Origin of the sequence: Streptomyces halobius (assembly GCF_023277745.1) — a bacterium.
GTDB classification, from domain to species: Bacteria; Actinomycetota; Actinomycetes; order Streptomycetales; family Streptomycetaceae; genus Streptomyces; species Streptomyces halobius.
The window spans coordinates 3,718,483-3,737,167 of sequence record NZ_CP086322.1 but is presented as its reverse complement, the minus strand read 5'-3'; the positions used below and the strand labels follow the sequence as shown (position 1 = coordinate 3,737,167).

At 70.1% G+C, this 18,685-nt stretch carries 18 protein-coding genes and 2 pseudogenes; 9 read left to right on the top strand and 11 right to left on the bottom strand.

What is annotated here, in order from left to right; genetic code table 11:
* Positions 1–41: 41 nt before the first annotated feature.
* Both K9S39_RS16975 and K9S39_RS16970 read right to left on the bottom strand, forming a co-directional pair.
* Positions 42–173, bottom strand: a pseudogene (locus K9S39_RS16975) (DUF397 domain-containing protein); the annotation flags it as partial.
* Positions 142–1,086, bottom strand: a complete 945-nt coding sequence (locus K9S39_RS16970) for a helix-turn-helix domain-containing protein (RefSeq protein WP_248864203.1) — start codon at positions 1,084–1,086, stop codon at positions 142–144. The gene K9S39_RS16970 and the pseudogene K9S39_RS16975, both read right to left, overlap by 32 nt.
* Positions 1,087–1,390: 304 nt before the next feature.
* On the opposite strand from K9S39_RS16970, the gene K9S39_RS16965 reads away from it, so the two are divergent.
* Positions 1,391–1,585 carry a hypothetical protein gene (locus K9S39_RS16965; protein ID WP_248864202.1) on the top strand — a complete coding sequence of 65 codons (195 nt, stop codon included), beginning with the start codon at positions 1,391–1,393 and terminating at the stop codon, positions 1,583–1,585.
* Positions 1,582–1,785: a hypothetical protein gene (locus tag K9S39_RS16960; RefSeq protein WP_248864201.1), complete on the top strand. Its 204-nt coding sequence runs from the start codon at positions 1,582–1,584 to the stop codon at positions 1,783–1,785. Before K9S39_RS16965 ends, K9S39_RS16960 begins: the two co-directional genes overlap by 4 nt.
* A 48-nt stretch (positions 1,786–1,833) precedes the next feature.
* Here K9S39_RS16960 and K9S39_RS16955 read toward each other — a convergent pair whose 3' ends face one another.
* Complete coding sequence (locus K9S39_RS16955; RefSeq protein WP_248864199.1) at positions 1,834–3,507, bottom strand: fumarate hydratase; 1,674 nt, start codon at positions 3,505–3,507, stop codon at positions 1,834–1,836.
* Positions 3,508–3,751: 244 nt separating this feature from the next.
* Between K9S39_RS16955 and K9S39_RS16950 the strand changes: the two genes are divergently transcribed.
* Positions 3,752–4,507, top strand: a complete 756-nt coding sequence (locus K9S39_RS16950) for a DUF1707 SHOCT-like domain-containing protein (protein WP_406708141.1) — start codon at positions 3,752–3,754, stop codon at positions 4,505–4,507.
* A 285-nt stretch (positions 4,508–4,792) separates the two neighbouring features.
* Positions 4,793–5,152, top strand: a complete 360-nt coding sequence (locus K9S39_RS16945; RefSeq protein ID WP_248864197.1) for a WhiB family transcriptional regulator — start codon at positions 4,793–4,795, stop codon at positions 5,150–5,152.
* Positions 5,153–5,283: 131 nt separating this feature from the next.
* On the opposite strand, the gene glpX is transcribed toward K9S39_RS16945, so the two are convergent.
* Positions 5,284–6,315 (bottom strand): class II fructose-bisphosphatase, encoded by a 1,032-nt coding sequence (glpX, locus tag K9S39_RS16940; RefSeq protein ID WP_248864196.1) that lies wholly within the window; start codon positions 6,313–6,315, stop codon positions 5,284–5,286.
* A gap of 340 nt (positions 6,316–6,655) precedes the next feature.
* Between glpX and K9S39_RS16935 the strand changes: the two genes are divergently transcribed.
* Positions 6,656–7,210, top strand: a complete 555-nt coding sequence (locus K9S39_RS16935; RefSeq protein ID WP_283113490.1) for a DUF4245 domain-containing protein — start codon at positions 6,656–6,658, stop codon at positions 7,208–7,210.
* A 163-nt stretch (positions 7,211–7,373) separates the two neighbouring features.
* Here the strand turns inward: K9S39_RS16935 and K9S39_RS16930 are convergent, their stop codons facing one another.
* The 4 genes from K9S39_RS16930 to K9S39_RS16915 form a co-directional block, all read right to left on the bottom strand.
* Entirely contained in the window at positions 7,374–7,967 is a 594-nt protein-coding gene (locus K9S39_RS16930) for a malonic semialdehyde reductase (protein WP_248864195.1), read from the bottom strand.
* Between the two features lie 211 nt (positions 7,968–8,178).
* Positions 8,179–8,397, bottom strand: coding sequence for an exodeoxyribonuclease VII small subunit (locus K9S39_RS16925; protein ID WP_406708140.1), 219 nt, complete (start codon positions 8,395–8,397; stop codon positions 8,179–8,181).
* A gap of 127 nt (positions 8,398–8,524) precedes the next feature.
* Positions 8,525–9,769 carry an exodeoxyribonuclease VII large subunit gene (gene xseA / locus K9S39_RS16920; RefSeq protein WP_248864194.1) on the bottom strand — a complete coding sequence of 415 codons (1,245 nt, stop codon included), beginning with the start codon at positions 9,767–9,769 and terminating at the stop codon, positions 8,525–8,527.
* Between the two features lie 90 nt (positions 9,770–9,859).
* On the bottom strand, positions 9,860–11,302 hold the full coding sequence (locus tag K9S39_RS16915; protein ID WP_248864192.1) for an APC family permease: 1,443 nt from the start codon (positions 11,300–11,302) through the stop codon (positions 9,860–9,862).
* Positions 11,303–11,377: 75 nt separating this feature from the next.
* Here K9S39_RS16915 and K9S39_RS16910 point away from each other — a divergent pair, with 75 nt between their 5' ends.
* Both K9S39_RS16910 and ppgK read left to right on the top strand, forming a co-directional pair.
* The gene (locus K9S39_RS16910) at positions 11,378–12,379 is read left to right on the top strand and encodes a 4-hydroxy-3-methylbut-2-enyl diphosphate reductase (RefSeq protein ID WP_248864191.1); all 1,002 of its coding nucleotides are present in this window, start codon (positions 11,378–11,380) and stop codon (positions 12,377–12,379) included.
* Between the two features lie 81 nt (positions 12,380–12,460).
* On the top strand, positions 12,461–13,327 hold the full coding sequence (gene ppgK / locus K9S39_RS16905; protein ID WP_248864190.1) for a polyphosphate--glucose phosphotransferase: 867 nt from the start codon (positions 12,461–12,463) through the stop codon (positions 13,325–13,327).
* 61 nt (positions 13,328–13,388) lie between these two features.
* Here the strand turns inward: ppgK and K9S39_RS42405 are convergent.
* Positions 13,389–13,679: pseudogene (locus K9S39_RS42405) on the bottom strand (DUF6542 domain-containing protein); the annotation flags it as partial.
* Between the two features lie 684 nt (positions 13,680–14,363).
* Between K9S39_RS42405 and ychF the strand changes: the two are divergent.
* Positions 14,364–15,452: a redox-regulated ATPase YchF gene (gene ychF, locus K9S39_RS16900; protein ID WP_248864188.1), complete on the top strand. Its 1,089-nt coding sequence runs from the start codon at positions 14,364–14,366 to the stop codon at positions 15,450–15,452.
* Positions 15,453–15,673: 221 nt separating this feature from the next.
* On the opposite strand, the gene glpK is transcribed toward ychF, so the two are convergent.
* Positions 15,674–17,188, bottom strand: coding sequence for a glycerol kinase GlpK (gene glpK, locus K9S39_RS16895; RefSeq protein WP_248864187.1), 1,515 nt, complete (start codon positions 17,186–17,188; stop codon positions 15,674–15,676).
* A 39-nt stretch (positions 17,189–17,227) separates the two neighbouring features.
* Entirely contained in the window at positions 17,228–17,995 is a 768-nt protein-coding gene (locus K9S39_RS16890) for an IclR family transcriptional regulator (protein WP_248864186.1), read from the bottom strand.
* A gap of 164 nt (positions 17,996–18,159) precedes the next feature.
* On the opposite strand from K9S39_RS16890, the gene K9S39_RS16885 reads away from it, so the two are divergent.
* Positions 18,160–18,582: an ATP-binding protein gene (locus K9S39_RS16885; protein WP_248864184.1), complete on the top strand. Its 423-nt coding sequence runs from the start codon at positions 18,160–18,162 to the stop codon at positions 18,580–18,582.
* Positions 18,583–18,685 lie beyond the last annotated feature (103 nt).

Below are 18,685 nucleotides of genomic sequence, written 5' to 3'. Positions count from 1 at the left end.
ACGATGCCATGGCGCCCGCCGAAGCGGGCGCTGTCGTGTGTTCAGTCGCTGGTCTGGAAGCCGCCGGCTTTCAGACCCGTGATGAACGTGGTCCAGGCTCCGTCGGGTATGAGCAGGGCTGGGCCGTGGGGGTTTTTGGAGTCACGTACGGGGACGAGGCCCGGGTAGTTGTCGGCGACCTCGACGCAGTTGCCGCCCTCCTTGTTGCTGTAGCTGGACTTGTGCCAGGCGGCGGCGGTCAGATCGGGTCGGGATGCGCTCAGCATGGTACGTGCCTTCCATTACGGATCGGATCATGTCGAGCGACATGTTCGGCGGTAGGGCCAGGGCCCGAACTTGATCGTAAGTGACCGTGAATGACTTCACCTCCTCCGGCTCATCGATGAGTTGGCCAGTGTCGGCGTTTTCTGTATAGGCACATTCGGAGCCGTCCGGAAGCGTCAAAAGCGTCAGAGACGCCTCTACGGCCCCATGAGCCCCGCAGCTGAACGGCAGGACCTGGAGCGTAGTGCGTGGGGCATCGGCGGCCTCCAGGAGACGGGCGAGCTGGGCCCGCATCACAACCGGACCGCCGACGGGTCGCATCAGTACCGATTCGTCGAGGACGACCCAGAGCCTGGGGCCGTCGGGTCGAAGCAGCCGCGCCTGGCGGTTGATCCGCGACGCAAGCCGTTCCTCCAACTGCTCGGGCGACTTCAGCGTGCGGCCGACGCTCAGAACAGCACGTGCATAGTCCTCGGTCTGGAGCAGACCAGGAACGACGGACGTCGCGAACTCTCTGATGATCACGGCTCGTTCCGAATGCTCCATGAACGCCTGCGCCCAGTTGGGGAACGCCTCCCGATAGACGTACGGCCATAGCTCCACGAGCAGGTCATCAGCCCCCAACGCCTCATCCAACGCCCGTGCCAGAGTCAGCGTCGGCTTGGCGCCCGTCGCCCGTTCGACCTGGTTGATTCGCGTGCTGTGCGTGTTCGCCAGACGTCCCAGTGCGGCCTGCGTCAGCCCGGCCTTCAAGCGGAGTCTCCGGAGGCGGGTTCCGAAGAGCGCCGCCGTGGAAGTCGTGGGGTCAATTTCTTTGGCCACAGCCTCACTTCCAACCTTACGGCTGCAGGAATAAGCCCTTACTCCCTTCCGAAGCCTATGCCGCGCGGCAACGATGTGAGCACGGAAAGTGATTGTTCGCCGGAGACGGGCGGACGACGCGAATACGCCATGAGAAGACCCCGGCGACCGCTAGCACGGCCCCGGGGCATGGCCAACGCTTGAACCCAACAGGAGCGTCAGCATGGCTCAGCTTATTGCCCGTTGCCTTGATCGCGTACGGGATTTGCTCATTCCGCGCGCTACGGGGCGCCACCGCGCCGCCCCCTCCACACACACCTGCCCCGTGACCGTTCGTACGGTCCTCGTATGGCGCTGGAATCCGCCGCGAACCCCCGCCGCAGCGTGCCCCCGCAACCCGCGCGCCGTCCGGCCGCCACGCCCCGTCGAGCCACCTATCGATGGCGACAAGACACCCATCGTGCGCCCCTACTACGTCGCGTACGAGCAGCAGCCGCAGCCCGTCGAGGTGGTCTGGTGAGCGCGGACCACGAGCAACCGCATGCGCCCGGGCGCCGGCAGTCGCTGATGACCCTGCGCGTCTACACCGCAAGCCCTGACGGCGCCGTACGGGAGGAACGGAGGGAGGTCCACGTCCTGGCCAGCGATCCGGTCAACGTCTACGGACTTGCGCAGGAGTGGCCGCCATGCGCTTGCCCCCGCCACCAGGGGCGGCAGTAACCACGGAGTCCCCGGCCAATAACCAGGGACTCCGCATCCCTCAAGTCCTCAGGATCCCGACCGCACCGGAATACTCGTGAACGTAGGCGCCGGCGCCGGGTCCTGGAAGAAGTCGTTCCCCTTGTCGTCCACGACGATGAACGCCGGGAAGTCCTCGACCTCGATCTTCCAGACCGCCTCCATGCCCAGCTCCGCGTACTCCAGGACCTCCACCTTCTTGATGCAGTCCTGGGCCAGGCGCGCGGCCGGGCCGCCGATGGAGCCGAGGTAGAAGCCGCCGTGCGCGGCGCACGCGTCGGTGACCTGCTGGGAGCGGTTGCCCTTGGCGAGCATGATCTTGGAGCCGCCGGCCGCCTGGAACTGTTCGACGTAGGCGTCCATACGGCCGGCGGTCGTCGGGCCGAAGGAGCCGGACGCGTAGCCGTCGGGGGTCTTGGCGGGGCCGGCGTAGTAGACGGGGTGGTTCTTCAGGTACTCGGGCATGCCCTCGCCCGCGTCCAGGCGTTCCTTGATCTTGGCGTGGGCGATATCGCGGGCGACCACGAGCGTGCCGGTCAGCGACAGCCGGGTCTTGACCGGGTGCTTGGTCAGCTCGGCGAGGATGTCGTCCATGGGGCGGTTGAGGTCGACGGCGACCGCGTCGAGGTCCGGGCCCGCGCCCTCCGTCAGCTCCTCGGCCGTCGTCTCCGGGAGGAACCGCGCCGGGTCGGTCTCCAGCTGCTCCAGGAAGACGCCCTCGGCGGTGATCTTCGCGACGGCCTGGCGGTCCGCGGAGCAGGAGACGGCGATGGCGACCGGGCAGGACGCGCCGTGGCGGGGGAGACGGACCACGCGCACGTCGTGGCAGAAGTACTTGCCGCCGAACTGCGCGCCGATGCCGATCTTCTGCGTCAGTTCGAAGACCTTCTCTTCGAGGTCCTTGTCGCGGAAGCCGTGGCCGGTGGGGGAGCCCTCGGCGGGGAGTTCGTCCAGGTAGTGCGCGGAGGCGTACTTGGCGGTCTTGAGGGCGTACTCGGCGCTCGTACCGCCGACGACGATGGCGAGGTGGTACGGGGGACAGGCGGCCGTGCCCAGCGAACGGATCTTCTGCTCCAGGAACTTCATCATGGAGGTCTCGTTGAGGACCGCCTTGGTCTCCTGGAAGAGGAACGACTTGTTGGCGCTGCCGCCGCCCTTGGCCATGAAGAGGAACTTGTAGGCGCCGCCGTCCGTCGCGTACAGCTCGATCTGCGCGGGGAGGTTCGAGCCGGTGTTCTTCTCGTCCCACATGGTCAGCGGGGCCATCTGCGAATAGCGCAGGTTGAGCTGGGTGTAGGCGTCGTAGATGCCGCGGGAGAGCGCCTTCTCGTCGCCGCCCTCGGTCAGGACGTTCTGGCCGCGCTTGCCCATGACGATCGCGGTGCCGGTGTCCTGGCACATGGGGAGGACGCCGGCCGCGGCGATATTGGCGTTCTTGAGGAGGTCGAGCGCGACGAAGCGGTCGTTGGGGCTGGCCTCCGGGTCGTCCAGGATCGTGCGGAGCTGGGCGAGGTGCGCCGGGCGCAGATAGTGCGAAATATCGTGCATCGCCTCGGCGGCCAGCTTGCGCAGTGCCTCCGGCTCGACCTTGAGGAACGTCCGGCCATCGGCCTCGAAGGTGCTCACACCCTCCGAAGTGACCAGACGGTACGGGGTGTTGTCCTCGCCTACGGGGAGCAGGTCGGTATAGGCGAATTCCGGCATGACGGGCATTCCTTACTCGGAGGGAGCGTTGGCTGGCGTCTATGGCAGCGCTTGAACAGCGTAGAACCCTGCCGCGGGGGTGCTGGTGTGAGGTAAGGCTCAGTAGGTGGGGTGGGGGGCTGTGCCGTGCCGGGAGTCCGGTCATTCGGGAGTTCGGTATTCGGAGTCGGTCGTCGTCCGAGCGTGTGGCCTGGTCGTGGTCTGGTCGCGATCTATCGCGTTTCGCTACGCTGGGGAGGTGGACATACAGGGCGCAGCAGCAGATGACAGTGGTTCGCGACCCGCCGAACCCGCTCCATCGCTCACCAAACCCGCATCGCCGCCGGACGTACCCGCATTCGCCCCGCCCGCCGACGCCGGCATCCGGGCGTCCGACGCGGACCGTGACCGGGTCGCCGAGATCCTCCGCGAGGCGCTGGCGGAAGGGCGGCTGGACGCCGAGGAGCATGCCGAGCGGATCGATCTGGTCTATCGCGCCAAGACCATGGGCGAGCTGGAGCCGGTGGTGCGGGATCTGCCCGGCGCGGGCGGCGGTCGCCCGCAGTTCAGCCCCGGTGCGTACGCGTCCGCGAGCGGCGCGCCGCTGCCGGACCAGAACCTGGTGGCGATCTTCAGCGCCTCGACCCGCAAGGGCCGTTGGCGGGTCCCGGCGCGGATCAACACCGTGGCGATCTTCGGCAGCGTGGAGATCGATCTGACCGAGGCCGTCTTCCCGCAGCAGCAGATCCGGATCAATGTCACCGCCGTCTTCGGCAGCGTGGAGATCCGGGTCCCGGAGAACATCACGCTGCGCAGCAGCGGCTCCGGCATCCTGGGCTCCTTCGAGGTCGAGACGCACGACGCGGTGGACGGCAACGCCCCGCAGATCCTCGTCAACGGCTGTGCCGTGCTGGGCAGCGTCGAGGCCAAGCCCAAGCGCGGCGCCTGGATCCACGATCTGCGCCATCGGCTGCGGGACGGGCGCCGCAAGGGCCTGGAAGGCCCGGACCGGTTCACATAAGGCCCGGATCGGCCGTCGTAGGGCTCGGGTCGGCTGACGTAAGGCCCCGGATTGGTTCACGTAGGGCCCCTATCGGCCGTCGTAGGCCCGGATCGGCTGACGTAGGACCTTCGGCGGGCTCGGGGGTAGGTGTGGTTTTCCTCGATCGACACGGTGTGCATAAGCCTGCGTACAGCGGGTAGGGCTGGTGCATCGTCTCTCGTACGGCTGCGGGGTGCGAAAAGCCGTGCGCAGCGAGACGGGCAAGGGTGATTTCTTCGCCGAAGCCGTCGTCAGGAGTAGACCGTGCTGCTACCGCATCAGCCCCTGCAGGATGCCGCTGTCGTTCCGTCCCAGCGAGTGTCCGCTCGCGACGAGGCCGGCCCCTGGCATTCGGAGGCGGTGTGCCGCCGGGACGAAGCCGGGCTGTTCTTCGCCCCGTCCAAGGAGCCGACCGCCGCACGGCTGGCCAGGGAAGAGGCCGCGAAGCGGGTGTGCGCCCGCTGTCCGGTGATGGTCGAGTGCCGGGAGCATGCCCTGCTCCAGCCGGAGCCGTATGGCGTCTGGGGCGGGCTGACCGCGGCCGAGCGGCGGGTCGTGCTGGCCCGCCGTCGTCGTCGGGAGGCCGAGCTCCGGCGCGCCGCCCATATGCCCGCGGCGGGCTGAGTTCGAGAGGTTATACGGGACTCAGCGCGCATACGGGACGCATGGGCCGCTTCGCCCCTGCCGGAGGCTCTCCGGCAGGGGCGAAGCGTTTGAGGGCCTGTGCCGTCGACCAGCTCGGCCGCTTGAGGTGACTAGCTCGGCCGCTCGAAGTCCACCGAGCTGTACGCGCGGAGCTTGGAGAGCCGGTGCTCGGAGTCGATCTGACGGATGGTGCCGGACTTGGAGCGCATCACGAGCGACTGGGTGTAGGCGGTCTCCGCCCGGTAGCGCACGCCGCGCAGCAGTTCGCCGTCGGTGATGCCGGTGGCGACGAAGAAGACGTTGTCGCCGCGGACCAGGTCGTCGATCTGCAGGACCTTGTCCAGGTCGTGCCCGGCGTCCAGGGCGCGCTGCCGCTCGACGTCGTCCTTGGGCCACAGCTTGGCCTGGATGGTGCCGCCCATGCATTTGAGGGCGCAGGCGGCGATGATGCCCTCGGGGGTGCCGCCGATGCCCAGCAGCAGGTCGACGCCGGTGCCCTCGCGGGCCGCCATGATCGCGCCCGCGACATCGCCGTCCGAGATGAACTTGATCCGGGCGCCGGCCTCGCGGACCTCCTTGGCCAGGCCGTCATGGCGGGGCCGGTCCAGGATGACGACGGTGACATCCTCGACGGCGGAGCGCTTCGCCTTGGCGATCCGGCGGATGTTGACGGCCACCGGGGCGGTGATGTCGACGAAGTCGGCGGCCTCGGGGCCGGTGGCGAGCTTGTCCATGTAGAAGACGGCGGACGGGTCGAACATCGAACCGCGCTCGGCGACGGCCATCACGGACACCGCGTTGGCCATGCCCTTGGCGGTCAGGGTGGTGCCGTCCACGGGGTCCACGGCCACATCGCACTCGGCGCCGGTGCCGTCGCCGACACGTTCGCCGTTGTAGAGCATCGGGGCGTTGTCCTTCTCGCCTTCCCCGATGACCACGACGCCGTTCATCGACACGGTGTGGATCAGGGCGCGCATGGCCTTGACCGCCGCGCCGTCCGCACCGTTCTTGTCACCCCGTCCCACCCAGCGGCCCGACGCCATGGCACCGGCCTCGGTCACCCGGACCAGCTCCAGGGCGAGGTTGCGGTCGGGGGCTTCGGGGCTGACCTCAAGGGGGGACGGGAGATGGTGCTCGGTCATCGAGCGCACCTTTCTTGTACGGCGACGGCCGGAAGGTCGAGAAGGTTGAGGAGGGAAGGGCGAGAAGGACGAAAGGGTGGCTGCCGGGGGTCGCGGGTGCTCTCCCCAGACGTTCACAGTATCGGTACGCCGCGAAAATGAGCAGGGGGCCCTTCGCATGAGCGGCGTCATGAAGCACTGCCGACGGGGGCGAATGGCCTGGTGGGGCGGGGTGCGCGGGACATTCGCCAGAGGTTCGTACGGGCCGGTGACGCCCGGCTGGGGACGCTGGTGACCGCCGTCACCGGGGGGTCCGTCGGGGCCGCCGCGGGCGGTGGGGGACCATAGGGGCGTGGCAGGTATGCGAGGCAGGCAAACGGTGCGGGACATGGTCCTGTCGCTGGCGGTGATCGGCGTTCTCGTCGGGGCGATCTATTTCTTCATCCCGCACGACGACAGCCCGAGTGCCGAGAAGAACGCGGTCAAGACGGTCGACTACCGGCTCGAGGCCACCATGGCCCGGCGCGCTGCGCCGTATCCGGTGGCCGTGCCCGAGGGGCTGCCGAAGACCTGGCGCGCCACCTCCGTCTCGTACAAGGCGAGCAACGACGGCAAGGGCGGCGCCTGGCACCTGGGGCTGCTCGATCCGGAGCAGGAGTACGCGGCGGTCGAGCAGAGCGATGCGCCCGCGCGCGAGTTCATCAAGGACGTGACGCTGGACGCGGTCAAGGTCGGGGGTCAGCAGGTCGTCGCCAGCAAGAAGTGGGACCGCTACAAGGGCGACACGTACAACGCCCTGGTCCGTGAGGAGCCGGGTGTGACCACCGTCGTCACCGGTACCGCGCCGTTCGGCCGGCTCGCGGAGCTGGCCGCCTCGCTGGAGGCGAAGAAGGGCCAGGAGACGAAGAAGGGCTGAGGCCCGCGGGTCCGGCGTACGACGAGGCCGCCGCACCCGGGAGGGGTACGGCGGCCTCGTCGTCGTACGGGCGGCGGCTCGGCAGGGCCCGTCCCGGACGTAGGGCCCAGATCCCGGACGTATGGCTCAGACGGTGCGGTTTCGGACGGCCGTCCGGTGGGGCTCAGACCGTCGTCGCGGCCTCGTCGAACTCCAGGCGCGGCGAGCGCGGGGAGAAGGCGTCCGTGCCCGGCTTGCCGAGGTTGATGACGAGGAAGGACTTCTGCTTGCCGTCGCCGAAGAACTCCTTGTCGATGCCGGTGAAGTCGAAGCCGGTCATCGGGCCGGCGGCCAGGCCGGCGGCGCGGATGCCGAGGATGAAATAGCCGGCCTGCAGGGTGGCGTTCTGGGTGCCGGCGGCCTCGCGGGTGGCGAGCTCGGAGAAGAACGCGTCCTTGATGTCCGGGGCGTGCGGGAAGAGCCGCGGCAGCTTCTCGTGGAAGTCGAGGTCCACGGAGAGGACCACGGTCAGCGGCGCGGTCAGCGTCTTCGGGCCGTTGGCGCCCATGGCGTGCTTGACCAGGCGGCGGCGGGCCTCCTCGGAACGGACCAGGGTGATCCGCAGCGGCGACTGGTTGAAGGCGGTGGGGGCGTTCTTCACCAGGTCGTAGATGGCCTGGACCTGCTCGTCCGTCACCGGCTCGTCCGTGAACGTGCTGGCGGTATGGGCCTCCCGGAAGAGGAGGTCCTGAGCGGTGGCGTCAAGGGCGAGAGACATAAGGGCACCTCGGTGGTCGGCGGGGCGCAGCGGGCGTGCTGCGGTGACTACGGGATCTACCGTAGCCGAAGTGGGTGAACTTTCAACTAAACGGTGGGGGGCTGTGGCTCGGTTCACATGGGGCGGGATGTGCCATGGGTGGTGGGGGTGAAAGGTCGAGGCCCGGTGGCACCGCGCCCCTGCTCCCGCTCTCCCTCCGTCCCTGGTCCAGCTACCCCTCCGTCCCTTCCGGCTGCTCCGCCAGCGCCGCGTCCAGCCGGGCCCGGGCGCCCTCCAGCCAGTGGCGGCAGACCTTGGCCAGCTGCTCGCCGCGCTCCCACAGCGCGAGCGACTCCTCCAGCGTCGTGCCGCCCGCCTCCAGGCTGCGGACGACCTCGATCAGCTCGTCGCGCGCCTGCTCGTAGCCGAGCGTGGAATCCACCGACGTCACGCCGGTCGCGCCGTCGGTCTCCGCGGCCGTCTCCGCGCCGGATTCCGCGTCGCTCTCCGCTCCGGCCGCCGCCCCGCGCTCCGCGTTCGCCATGCCGTCCGTCTTCGCCTTCGCCATGTCTCCCACCCTATGCGCGGGGTGCGACAGCGCCCGGCCCCTTCGGCCGGTCGGCCACCCGTACCCGGAACTCGCCCTCGGCCACCCTGGCCCGCAACTCCTCGTCCGCGCCGACCTCTTCCGGCGAGCGCACCGCCGCCCCGTCCGGCTTCTGCAGCACCGCATAGCCGCGCTCCAGCGTCGCCTTGGGGGAGAGCGCGACCACCCGCGCGAGGGTGTGCGTCAGCTCCGAATCCGCCCGGTCGAGCAGATGCCCCAGCGTCCGCCGGCCGCGCTCCAGCAGCGCCGTGATCTGCTCTTCGCGCTCCTCCACCATGCGCTGCGGCCGCTGTATCGAGGGGCGGTGCAGCGCCGCCGCCAGCCCGCGCTCCTCCCGCTCCACGAAGCCGGTCACCGCGCGCCGCGCCCGGTCGCGCAGCTGCTGGACACGGGCCAGTTCCTCGCGCACGTCCGGCACGACCTTCTTCGCCGCGTCCGTGGGCGTCGAAGCGCGCAGGTCGGCGACGAGATCCAGCAGGGGGGAGTCCGGTTCATGGCCGATCGCGGAGACGACGGGTGTCCGCGCGGCGCCGACGGCCCGTACGAGCTGCTCGTCCGAGAACGGCAGCAGATCCTCCACGCTGCCGCCGCCGCGGGCCACGATGATCACGTCCACCTCGGGCAGTGCGTCCAGCTCCTGGACCGCCTCGATCACCTTCGGGACCGCATGGACCCCCTGCACCGGCACATTGCGCACCTCGAAGCGGACGGCCGGCCAGCGGTGCCGGGCGTTCTCCAGGACGTCCCGCTCCGCGGCGCTCGCGCGGCCGCAGACCAGGCCGATCAGCTGCGGCAGGAACGGCAGCGACCGCTTGCGGTCCGCCGCGAACAGCCCCTCCGCCGCCAGTGCCTTCTTCAACTGCTCCAGTCTGGCGAGGAGTTCGCCGACCCCGACCGGCTTGATCTCGGCGGCCCGCAGCGACAGCTGGCCGCGCGGGGCGTACCACTCCGGCTTGGCGTGCACCACCACCCGGGCCCCCTCGCCCACCACATCGGCGACCTTGTCGAAGACCTGGCGGTAGCACGTCACACTCACCGAGATGTCGTACGACGGGTCACGCAGCGTCAGAAAGACCACACCGGCGCCCGGTCGCCGGGAGAGCTGGGTGATCTGCCCCTCCACCCAGACGGCGCCGAGGCGGTCGATCCACCCGCCGATGAGGCGGGACACCTCGCCGACCGGGAGCGGTGTTTCGGGGGACGTGGAGACAGCCATACGAGCGAGAGTAGCGGCGGGCACCGACAGCGGCCGCCGAACGCCGGACCTCAGCCCCGCGCGCCCGCCCGCGTCCGCCGCCGGGGGCCCTCACGCCTCGGGCGCGCCCGCCCGCCGTCCGCCCCAGTGCTGTACCACCAGCACCAGCATCCCCACCGCGAGCCACACAGCCCCCACCACCCGGGCCGTCGGCGCCGCCTCCACGATCACCGCGATGACCACCGTGAGCCCCAGCAGCGGCACCACCACATGCCGCGGCAGACTCCGTGCCCCGGCCCCCTTGCGGACCCAGAACCAGCCGATCACCGACGCATGCAGCAGCGCGAACGCGCTCAGCGCCCCGACGTTCACGATCGACGACAGCTGGTCGAGACCGTCGTCCCTACGGGCCGCCCACACCGCCGCCACCAGCGTCACCACCGACGCGCCCAGCAGCGCCCGGCGCGGCACCCCGCTCTCCGCGTCCACCTTCGACATCGCCCCGGGCAGCCGACGGTCCCGGGCCATCGCGAACAGCAGCCGGCCCGCCGCTGCCTGCCCCGCCAGTGCCGCGAACGCCGCGCCGATCGCCTTGCTCACCGCCACCAGATCGCGCAGCCAGCCACCCACCGACGCATCGACCGTGGCGTAGAACGCGTCGCCCTGCGCACCGGGCCGGGCCGCCAGCTCCGCCGCGCTCATCGGCGCCAGCAGCGCCGCCAGATACGTCTGCACCGCGAACAGCACACCGGCCACCGCCAGACAGGTCAGCACCGCCCGCGCCACCCGGTCCGCACCCCGCAGGCCCCGGCCCTTCCCGGAGTCCGCCGCCCCCCTCGCTTCCTCCGCGAACGCAGCGATCGCGTCGAACCCCAGATACGACAGCACCGCCACCGACACCGCCGAGAGCACCGCGGTCATCGAGAAGCCGCCCTCGCCCATCAGCGGATCCGCCCAACCGCGCTGCGCACCGCCCGCGATCACCGCGGCCGCCGCCACCACCACGAAAACGGCCAGCACCGCGAGCTCCATCGCCAGTACCGCGAACCCCACCACCGCCGCGGTCCGTACGCCCCACAGGTTCAGCAGCGTCGTCACCACCACCGCGAGCGCCGTCCACACCCACTGGTGCACCGACGGCACCAGGGCGTGCATCGCGGTCCCCGAGAACAGATACGCCACCGCCGGGATCAGCAGATAGTCCAGCATCGCCAGCCATCCGGCGAGGAACCCCGGGCCCTCGCCGAGGCCCACCCGGGCGTATGTGTAGACCGACCCGGCCCGCGGGGCGACCCGCACCATCTGCGCGTACGAGTAGGCGGTGAAGCCCATCGCGATCGTGGCGACGATATAGACGGCGGTGATCGCCCCGTCCGACTTGGCCTGCAGCGTGCCGAAAATCCCGACCGGCGCCATCGGGGCGATGAACAGCAGTCCGTAGACGATCAGATCCCGGAAGGACAGCGTCCGCCGCAGCGATCCGGCCCCGCCGGCGCCGCTCCCGCCCCCGGTGCCCGCCGCGCCGTCCTCCGTCGCACCGCTCGTCCCCGGCATCCCGCCTCCCTTGCGTACGTTCTCCAAGATTCTGGGCCAATGGGCGATCTTCGAGTGTCAGGGCTCGGCCTTACGATGGTTCGCATGACTGCAATCCCCGGCCCGCCGCCCGCCCGCAAGGTCCTGCTCGCCGCCCCCCGTGGCTACTGCGCGGGCGTGGACCGCGCCGTGATCGCCGTCGAGAAAGCGCTGGAGCAGTACGGCGCGCCCGTCTACGTACGGCACGAGATCGTGCACAACAAGTACGTCGTGAAAACCCTGGAGAAGAAGGGCGCGATCTTCGTCGACGAGACGGAGGAGGTGCCCGAGGGCAACATCGTCATCTTCTCGGCGCACGGCGTCGCCCCCGTCGTCCACGAAGAGGCCGAGCGCGGCAAGCTCGCCACCATCGACGCCACCTGCCCGCTGGTCACCAAGGTCCACAAGGAAGCCGTCCGGTACGCCAAGGAGGACTACGACATCCTCCTGATCGGCCACGAGGGCCACGAAGAGGTCATCGGCACCAGCGGCGAGGCCCCCGATCACATCACCCTGGTCGACGGCCCCGAGGATGTGCAGAACGTCGAGGTCCGCGACCCGGAGAAGGTCGTCTGGCTCTCCCAGACCACGCTCTCCGTCGACGAGACCATGGAGACCGTCGACGCCCTCAAGGGCCGCTACCCCAACCTCCTCTCACCGCCGAGCGACGACATCTGCTACGCGACCCAGAACCGTCAGATGGCGGTGAAGCAGATGGGCGCCGAGTCCGATCTCGTCATCGTCGTCGGCTCCAAGAACTCCTCGAACTCCGTGCGCCTGGTCGAGGTCGCCCTCGGCGCCGGCGCCCGCGACGCCCACCTGGTCGACAACGCCGAGGAGATCGACGAGTCCTGGCTGGAGGGCGTCCGCACGGTCGGTGTCACCTCCGGCGCGTCCGTCCCGGATGTCCTCGTCCACGGCGTCCTGGACTGGCTCGCCCAGCGCGGCTACGACGACGTCGAGACCATCACGGCCGCCGAGGAGTCCATCGCCTTCTCACTGCCCAAGGAACTCCGCCGCGATCTGCGCGCCGAGGCCAAGTCCGCGCTCGACGACTGAGAACCCCGGGATTCCGGTCCCGTATCGCGGTATTCCGGTATCCCGGAAGCGATCGGCCGGGTCCCCGCCTAGCCTTTCCCCATGAGGGTCTTCGGTGTGGACATCGGCGGATCGGGCATCAAGGGTGCCCCGGTGGATCTGGAGTGCGGCGAACTCGCCGACGAGCGCTACAAGGTGCTGACCCCGCGGCCGGCCACCCCGGACGCGGTCGCCGACTGCGTCAAACAGGTCGTGGACCACTTCGCGTGGTCCGGGCCGGTCGGTGTGACCTTCCCCGGCGTGGTCACCGGCGGTACCACCCGAACCGCCGCCAACGTCGACAAACACTGGATCGACATGGCCGCCGGCCCGCTGCTCACCACTCGGCTCGGCGGCGGGCCGGGCGGCCGCTCGGTGACGCTCCTCAACGACGCGGACGCGGCCGGCCTGGCCGAAATGCGCTTCGGCGCGGGCCGCGGCCGCACCGGCACCGTCATCGTGCTCACCTTCGGCACCGGCATCGGCAGCGCCGTCTTCACCGGCGGCCGGCTGGTCCCCAACACCGAACTGGGCCACCTGGAACTGAACGGTCACGACGCCGAGAAACGCGCCTCCACCAAGGCCCGGGACGACGAGGACCTGAGCTGGCAGCAGTGGGCGCACCGGGTCCGGAAATTCCTCGCCCATGTGGAGATGCTGTTCTCGCCCGAGCTGTTCGTGATCGGCGGCGGGGTGAGCCGCAAGGCGGCGAAGTTCCTGCCGCTGATCGAGGGCATCAGGGCTGAGATCGTGCCGGCGCAGCTTCAGAACGATGCGGGGATTGTGGGTGCCGCGATGGCTGCCCAGGCCGCTCGGGCCGGTGAACCGCCGGCTGCGGACGGCTCTGTGCCGCCTGTTGCCGATTCCGCGGCACGGCGCGCCCCCTCTGTGGTGGACTCACCGGTCGGATGGCCCGACGCTGCACAATGAGCACCAGCTTCCGGAAGACCGCCAGCAGTACGCAGAGCAGGGTGCCGGCGTAGAGCCAGCCCGCGTTCAGCGCGAGAACCGTGAACAGCCCCATCGCCACCCCTGCGAACCCGCCCGTGCCCCGGTGCACCGGCAGCGCCCCGAGGGTGAACGCGATGGGCAGCGCGATCGGCGCGGTGATCAGGTCGTACGGCCGTACCCACACCGCCGCGCACACACTGACCAGCAGAAAGAACACGCAGTACGGAGTCTGTGCGCCGCCGAGCAGCAGCCGGTCCAGGAACGCGAACGCGAGCAGCGAGAGGGTGCCGAGCAGCCAGCAGCCGAGGCCGGTGAGCTTGGCGGCCGGCATCCGCTCCCGCAGGCGGGACAGCCAGGCAGGCGTGGAGGGGAGCGCGCGCGCCCGTCTCCGGGCGCGGTACACGGTCGTGATCTCGACCCCGGCGAGGCCTGCGTACGGCCCCTGCCAGGACGCCCGCTCGACGCCATCGGAGTCGGTGTCGGCGGGGCGCGGGAGCCGGGCGTTCCTGCCCGCTGCCGGAAGACCGTTCGATAGCGGGCGGTACTGGGGCGTGCGCGCTTCGTGTTGCTCCACTCGGCAACGGTAGGCCGCTAAGTGGGATTAATAGGTCACGGGACACGCGCTTTGGGTGACCTTGTGGCGCCGTTCGGGGGAAAGCGTGGCGTGTTGCGCGTGGCTTCGCGTGGACGTGCGTCAGAGCGGGCTGGTGTACGGATGGGGGCGGGCAGATGGCGGATCCCCCGGCCCCCGACCGTCCCTCCGGACGCGGCTCCGACCGGCCCTCCGGACGCGGCTCCGACCGTCCCTCCGAACCCGGCTCCGACCGTCCCTCCGAACCCGCCTCCGACCGGCCCCCGGCCCCGGCAGCCGCCCGGGGCCGGGTCTTTCACCGCTCCCCGTAGACTGGTGGATCGGCCCTCGGGTTCTCCTGCTCCCTCTGCTCACCCGCAGACAGGACCAACCGGAGGGAGCCACCCTCCGCCGTCCACCCTCACGCTCCGGGAAGTCGCCACCGTGTCGCTCACGATCGGAATCGTCGGTCTGCCGAATGTCGGCAAGTCGACCCTGTTCAATGCCCTGACCAAGAACGACGTGCTGGCGGCCAACTATCCGTTCGCCACCATCGAGCCGAACGTCGGCGTGGTCGGCGTCCCGGACCCGCGGCTGGCCACCCTCGCCGGGATCTTCGACTCGCAGAAGATCCTCCCGGCGACCGTCGACTTCGTGGACATCGCGGGCATCGTCCGCGGCGCCTCCGAGGGCGAGGGCCTGGGCAACAAGTTCCTCGCGAACATCCGCGAGTCCGACGCGATCTGCCAGGTCATCCGCGCCTTCAAGGACGACAACGTGGTCCATGTCGACGGCAAGATCTCGCCCAAGGACGACATCGAGACCATCAACACCGAGCTGATCCTCGCCGACCTCCAGACGATCGAGAAGGTCCTGCCGCGGCTGCAGAAGGAGTCGCGGATCAAGAAGGACGTCGTACCGAAGGTGAAGGCGGTCGAGGAGGCGAAGGAGATCCTGGAATCCGGCCAGACCCTGTTCGCGGCCGGCATCCGGCAGGACGAGGCCCAGGAGGACCTCCTCCACGACCTGCACCTGCTCACCGTCAAGCCCTTCCTCTACGTCTTCAACGTCGACGAGGACGAGCTGACCGACGAGGACTTCAAGGACGAGCAGCGCGCCCTGATCGCCCCCGCCGAGGCGATCTTCCTCAACGCCAAGCTGGAGGCGGACCTCGCCGAGCTCGACGAGGACGAGGCCCTGGAGCTCCTGCAGTCCGTCGGCCAGGACGAGCCCGGCCTGGCCACCCTCGCCCACGTCGGCTTCAACACCCTCGGCCTGCAGACGTATCTGACCGCCGGCCCCAAGGAAACCCGCGCCTGGACCATCAAGAAGGGCGCCACCGCCCCCGAGGCCGCCGGTGTCATCCACACCGACTTCCAGAAGGGCTTCATCAAGGCCGAGGTCATCTCCTTCGCCGACCTGGTCGAAACGGGCTCGGTCGCCGAGGCCCGCGCGGCGGGCAGGGCGCGGATGGAGGGCAAGGACTATGTGATGCAGGACGGGGACGTCTGCGAGTTCCGCTTCAACGTGTAGCGGCCGCCGTCGCATCGACCCGCCGATCTGTAAAAACGCAGGTCAAACGGGGTCGGCCCGCTTCGGGTCCGACCCCGTCGTCATACCCGTTGCAGGATCCGTCACCCGTCGCGGATCCGTTCCGGGTTTCCTGACGCCTTGTCATCTGTCGTCGTCCGTGGTGATCCGCACCGTCGCCGGCTCGGCGCTGCGATCGCGCCCCGAGCCGGGGAGACGAGCCGTCAGGGCGGGTTCGGCGACGCGATCCAGCCGAGCGAGCGCTCGACCGCCCGCTTCCAGTTCTCGTACTCCGACTGCCGCCGCTGGGGGTCCATGTCCGGCAGCCACTGGGCGGCCCGGTGCCAGTTGCGGCGCAGGACCTCCAGGTCGGGCCAGTAGCCGGCGGCGAGCCCAGCGGCGTAGGCGGCGCCCAGGGAGACCGTCTCGACGGCCATGGGGCGCACCACGGGCACGTCGAGCACGTCGGCCAGGAACTGCATGAGCAGGTTGTCGGACGTCATGCCGCCGTCCACCTTGAGCACCTTCAGAGCAAGCGAGGAGTCGGCGTTCATGGCGTCGACCACCTCCCGGGTCTGCCAGCCGGTGGCCTCCAGCACGGCTCGGGCCAGGTGCCCCTTGGTGATGTACGAGGTGAGGCCGACGATGACACCGCGGGCGTCGCTGCGCCAGTGCGGCGCGTACAGGCCGGAGAACGCCGGGACGATGTAGCAGCCGCCGTTGTCCTCGACGGTGCGCGCGAGGGTCTCGATCTCGGGGGCGGTGCTGATCAGGCCCAGCCGGTCGCGGAACCACTGGACCAGCGCGCCGGTGACGGCGATCGGGCCTTCGAGTGCGTAGACCGCGGGCTGGTCCTCGATCTTGTAGGCGACGGTGGTGAGCAGTCCGTGCCGGGACCGTACGAGGTCGGTGCCGGTGTTGAGCAGCAGGAAGCTGCCGGTTCCGTAGGTGCACTTCGCCTCGCCGGGGGCGAAGCAGGTCTGTCCGAACAGCGCCGCCTGCTGGTCACCGAGTGCCGCGGTGATACGGACGCCCGGGAGGACGGAACGGGCGGTTCCGTAGGTCTCGGCCGAGGAGTGGATCTCCGGGAGCATCGGGCGGGGGACCCCGAAGAACTCCAGCAGCTCCTCGTCCCAGTCGAGGGTGCCGATGTTCATCAGCATGGTGCGGCTGGCGTTGGTGACGTCGGTGATGTGCATGCCGCCGGCTCGCCCGCCGGTGAGGTTCCAGATCAGCCAGCTCTCCATCGTGCCGAACAGCACCTCGCCGTCCTCGGCGCGCTGCCGCAGCCCGTCGACGTGGTCGAACAGCCAGCGGATCCGGGGGGCGGAGAAGTACGTGGAAGGGGGCAGGCAACAGCGCCGGAGGAAGAACTCGTCCCCGGGCCGGCGTCTGAGGCCCTCGACCAGCGGAGCCGTACGGGTGTCCTGCCAGACGATCGCCCTACCCAGCGGGGTGCCCGTACGCCGGTCCCACAGCACGGTCGTCTCGCGCTGGTTGGCGATCCCGACGGCGGCGACCTCATCGGGGCCGGCATCGGCGTCGGAGAGCGCCTGCGGAACCACACGCTGCAGGGTGTGCCAGATCTCGACGGCGTCGTGCTCAACCCAGCCGGGCCGAGGGAAGTACTGCTGATGCTCCCGCTGGGCGACCGACACCAGCCGCCCCTGGTGGTCGAACAGGATGCATCGGGTGGAGGTGGTGCCCTGGTCGATGGACATCACATACCGCTCAACCATGATCAGCCTTCCGTTCGCGGTGCACGAGGGCGGCGGGGCTCACCAGCGGGCCGCCCCCAGATCTCTGGAGATCGCCCGGGCGGCGTGGCGGACCTGGGTCACCAGGGCCGGCTGCGGGACACCTTTGGAGTCGCAGATCCGCTCGACCGTGCCGGAGACGCCGATAGCGCCCACCACAAGGCCACCGTGGCCCCGGATCGGCGCGGCGATGCCGGCCTCGCCCGTGATCATCTCTTGTACTTCGGCAGCCCACCCGAGCTCCCGGACCTCGGTGAGCGCCTGGGTGAGGCGTTCCGGGGCGACCAGGGTCTGCCGGGTGTACGCCTCCAGCCCCGCCTCCACGGCCGGCTCCAGGGGCACGCTGCCGAAGGCCAGCAGCACCTTGCCGAGCGAGGAGGCGTGCAGGGGCAGCAGCGCGCCCACGTCCAGGGTCTGGAGGGTGTCGTCGGGGCGGAAGACGTGGTGGACGATGAGCACCTTGCCCTCCAGGGGCGCGCCCAGGCGGACCGCCTCCCCGCTGCGGGCGGCCAGGGCGTCGGCCCAGTTGATGGAGCGGGATCGCAGCTCGTTCACGTCGAGGTAGCTGGTGCCCAAGTGCAGCAGCGCGGCCCCGAGCTGGTATTTTCCGGTCGCCGCGTCCTGCTCGACGAAGTCGACGTGCTGCAGGGTGCGCAGGATGCCGTGGGTGGTGCCCTTCGCCAGTCCGAGCGACGCGGCCACCTCACCCAGTCCGAGCCGACGGGGCCCGCTGGCGAGCAGTCGCAGGATTGCCGCCGCCCGTTCGATCGACTGGACCGGGCCGGCCATGAGGAAATCGTAGTCCCGTGGTCGGCATCTGCCGAGCGGATGGCCCCTCCGCGGGGCAGGCGTTCGGTAATGCCGACCGATGTTCATTGACCGCCCCCACCATCCCCCATACCGTCCTCCCCAAGCCCGGTGCCAGCCGGGCAGGGGGCCTCAGAGGAGGCGGCATGACGGCACAGCTCGACACCGTGGTTCGGGAGGTGGCCGAACATGTCTGTCCGCTGCCGCACATTCCCGAGGCCGTCTCGGCCGTACGCCGGCGGGTGCGTACGGTCCTGGCCGACTGGAACCTGGCCCCGGACCTCGCCGAGGACGTGCTCCTCGTGATCTCGGAGCTGACCACCAACGCGGTCGTCCACGCCCTGCCGCCGGCGGTGCTGCGGCTGTCACGGGTCGTCGACGGGCGCAACGCCCTGCGCGTCGAGGTCACCGACGCGGGGCCTGCGGCGGCGGACGGGCGGCCGGTCGTCGAGCCCTGCACGGGCGAACACGGCCGCGGGCTCGGCATCGTCACCGCCCTGGCGGCCGAGTGCGGCACGCGGGTCCACGCGGGCGGTATCACACGGTGGGCGGAGCTCTTCGCGGCGTGAGGCGCGCCGCCCCGGCCGGCCCGGGGCAGCGCACGCACGACGAGGCGCTTGCGGGCGGCGTCCCCCGTCCACGGCGGGCGTGCACTCTGGTACGCCCTACGCC

Coding starts and splice junctions, on each gene's coding strand:
- K9S39_RS16885 (WP_248864184.1), top strand. CDS start 18,160: ATGACGGCACAGCTCGACACCGTGGTTCGGGAGGTGGCCGAACATGTC.
- K9S39_RS16935 (WP_283113490.1), top strand. CDS start 6,656: ATGCGAGGCAGGCAAACGGTGCGGGACATGGTCCTGTCGCTGGCGGTG.
- K9S39_RS16890 (WP_248864186.1), bottom strand. CDS start 17,995: ATGGCCGGCCCGGTCCAGTCGATCGAACGGGCGGCGGCAATCCTGCGA.
- K9S39_RS16930 (WP_248864195.1), bottom strand. CDS start 7,967: ATGTCTCTCGCCCTTGACGCCACCGCTCAGGACCTCCTCTTCCGGGAG.
- xseA (WP_248864194.1), bottom strand. CDS start 9,769: ATGGCTGTCTCCACGTCCCCCGAAACACCGCTCCCGGTCGGCGAGGTG.
- ppgK (WP_248864190.1), top strand. CDS start 12,461: ATGAGGGTCTTCGGTGTGGACATCGGCGGATCGGGCATCAAGGGTGCC.
- glpX (WP_248864196.1), bottom strand. CDS start 6,315: ATGACCGAGCACCATCTCCCGTCCCCCCTTGAGGTCAGCCCCGAAGCC.
- glpK (WP_248864187.1), bottom strand. CDS start 17,188: ATGGTTGAGCGGTATGTGATGTCCATCGACCAGGGCACCACCTCCACC.
- K9S39_RS16955 (WP_248864199.1), bottom strand. CDS start 3,507: ATGCCGGAATTCGCCTATACCGACCTGCTCCCCGTAGGCGAGGACAAC.
- K9S39_RS16915 (WP_248864192.1), bottom strand. CDS start 11,302: ATGCCGGGGACGAGCGGTGCGACGGAGGACGGCGCGGCGGGCACCGGG.
- K9S39_RS16910 (WP_248864191.1), top strand. CDS start 11,378: ATGGTTCGCATGACTGCAATCCCCGGCCCGCCGCCCGCCCGCAAGGTC.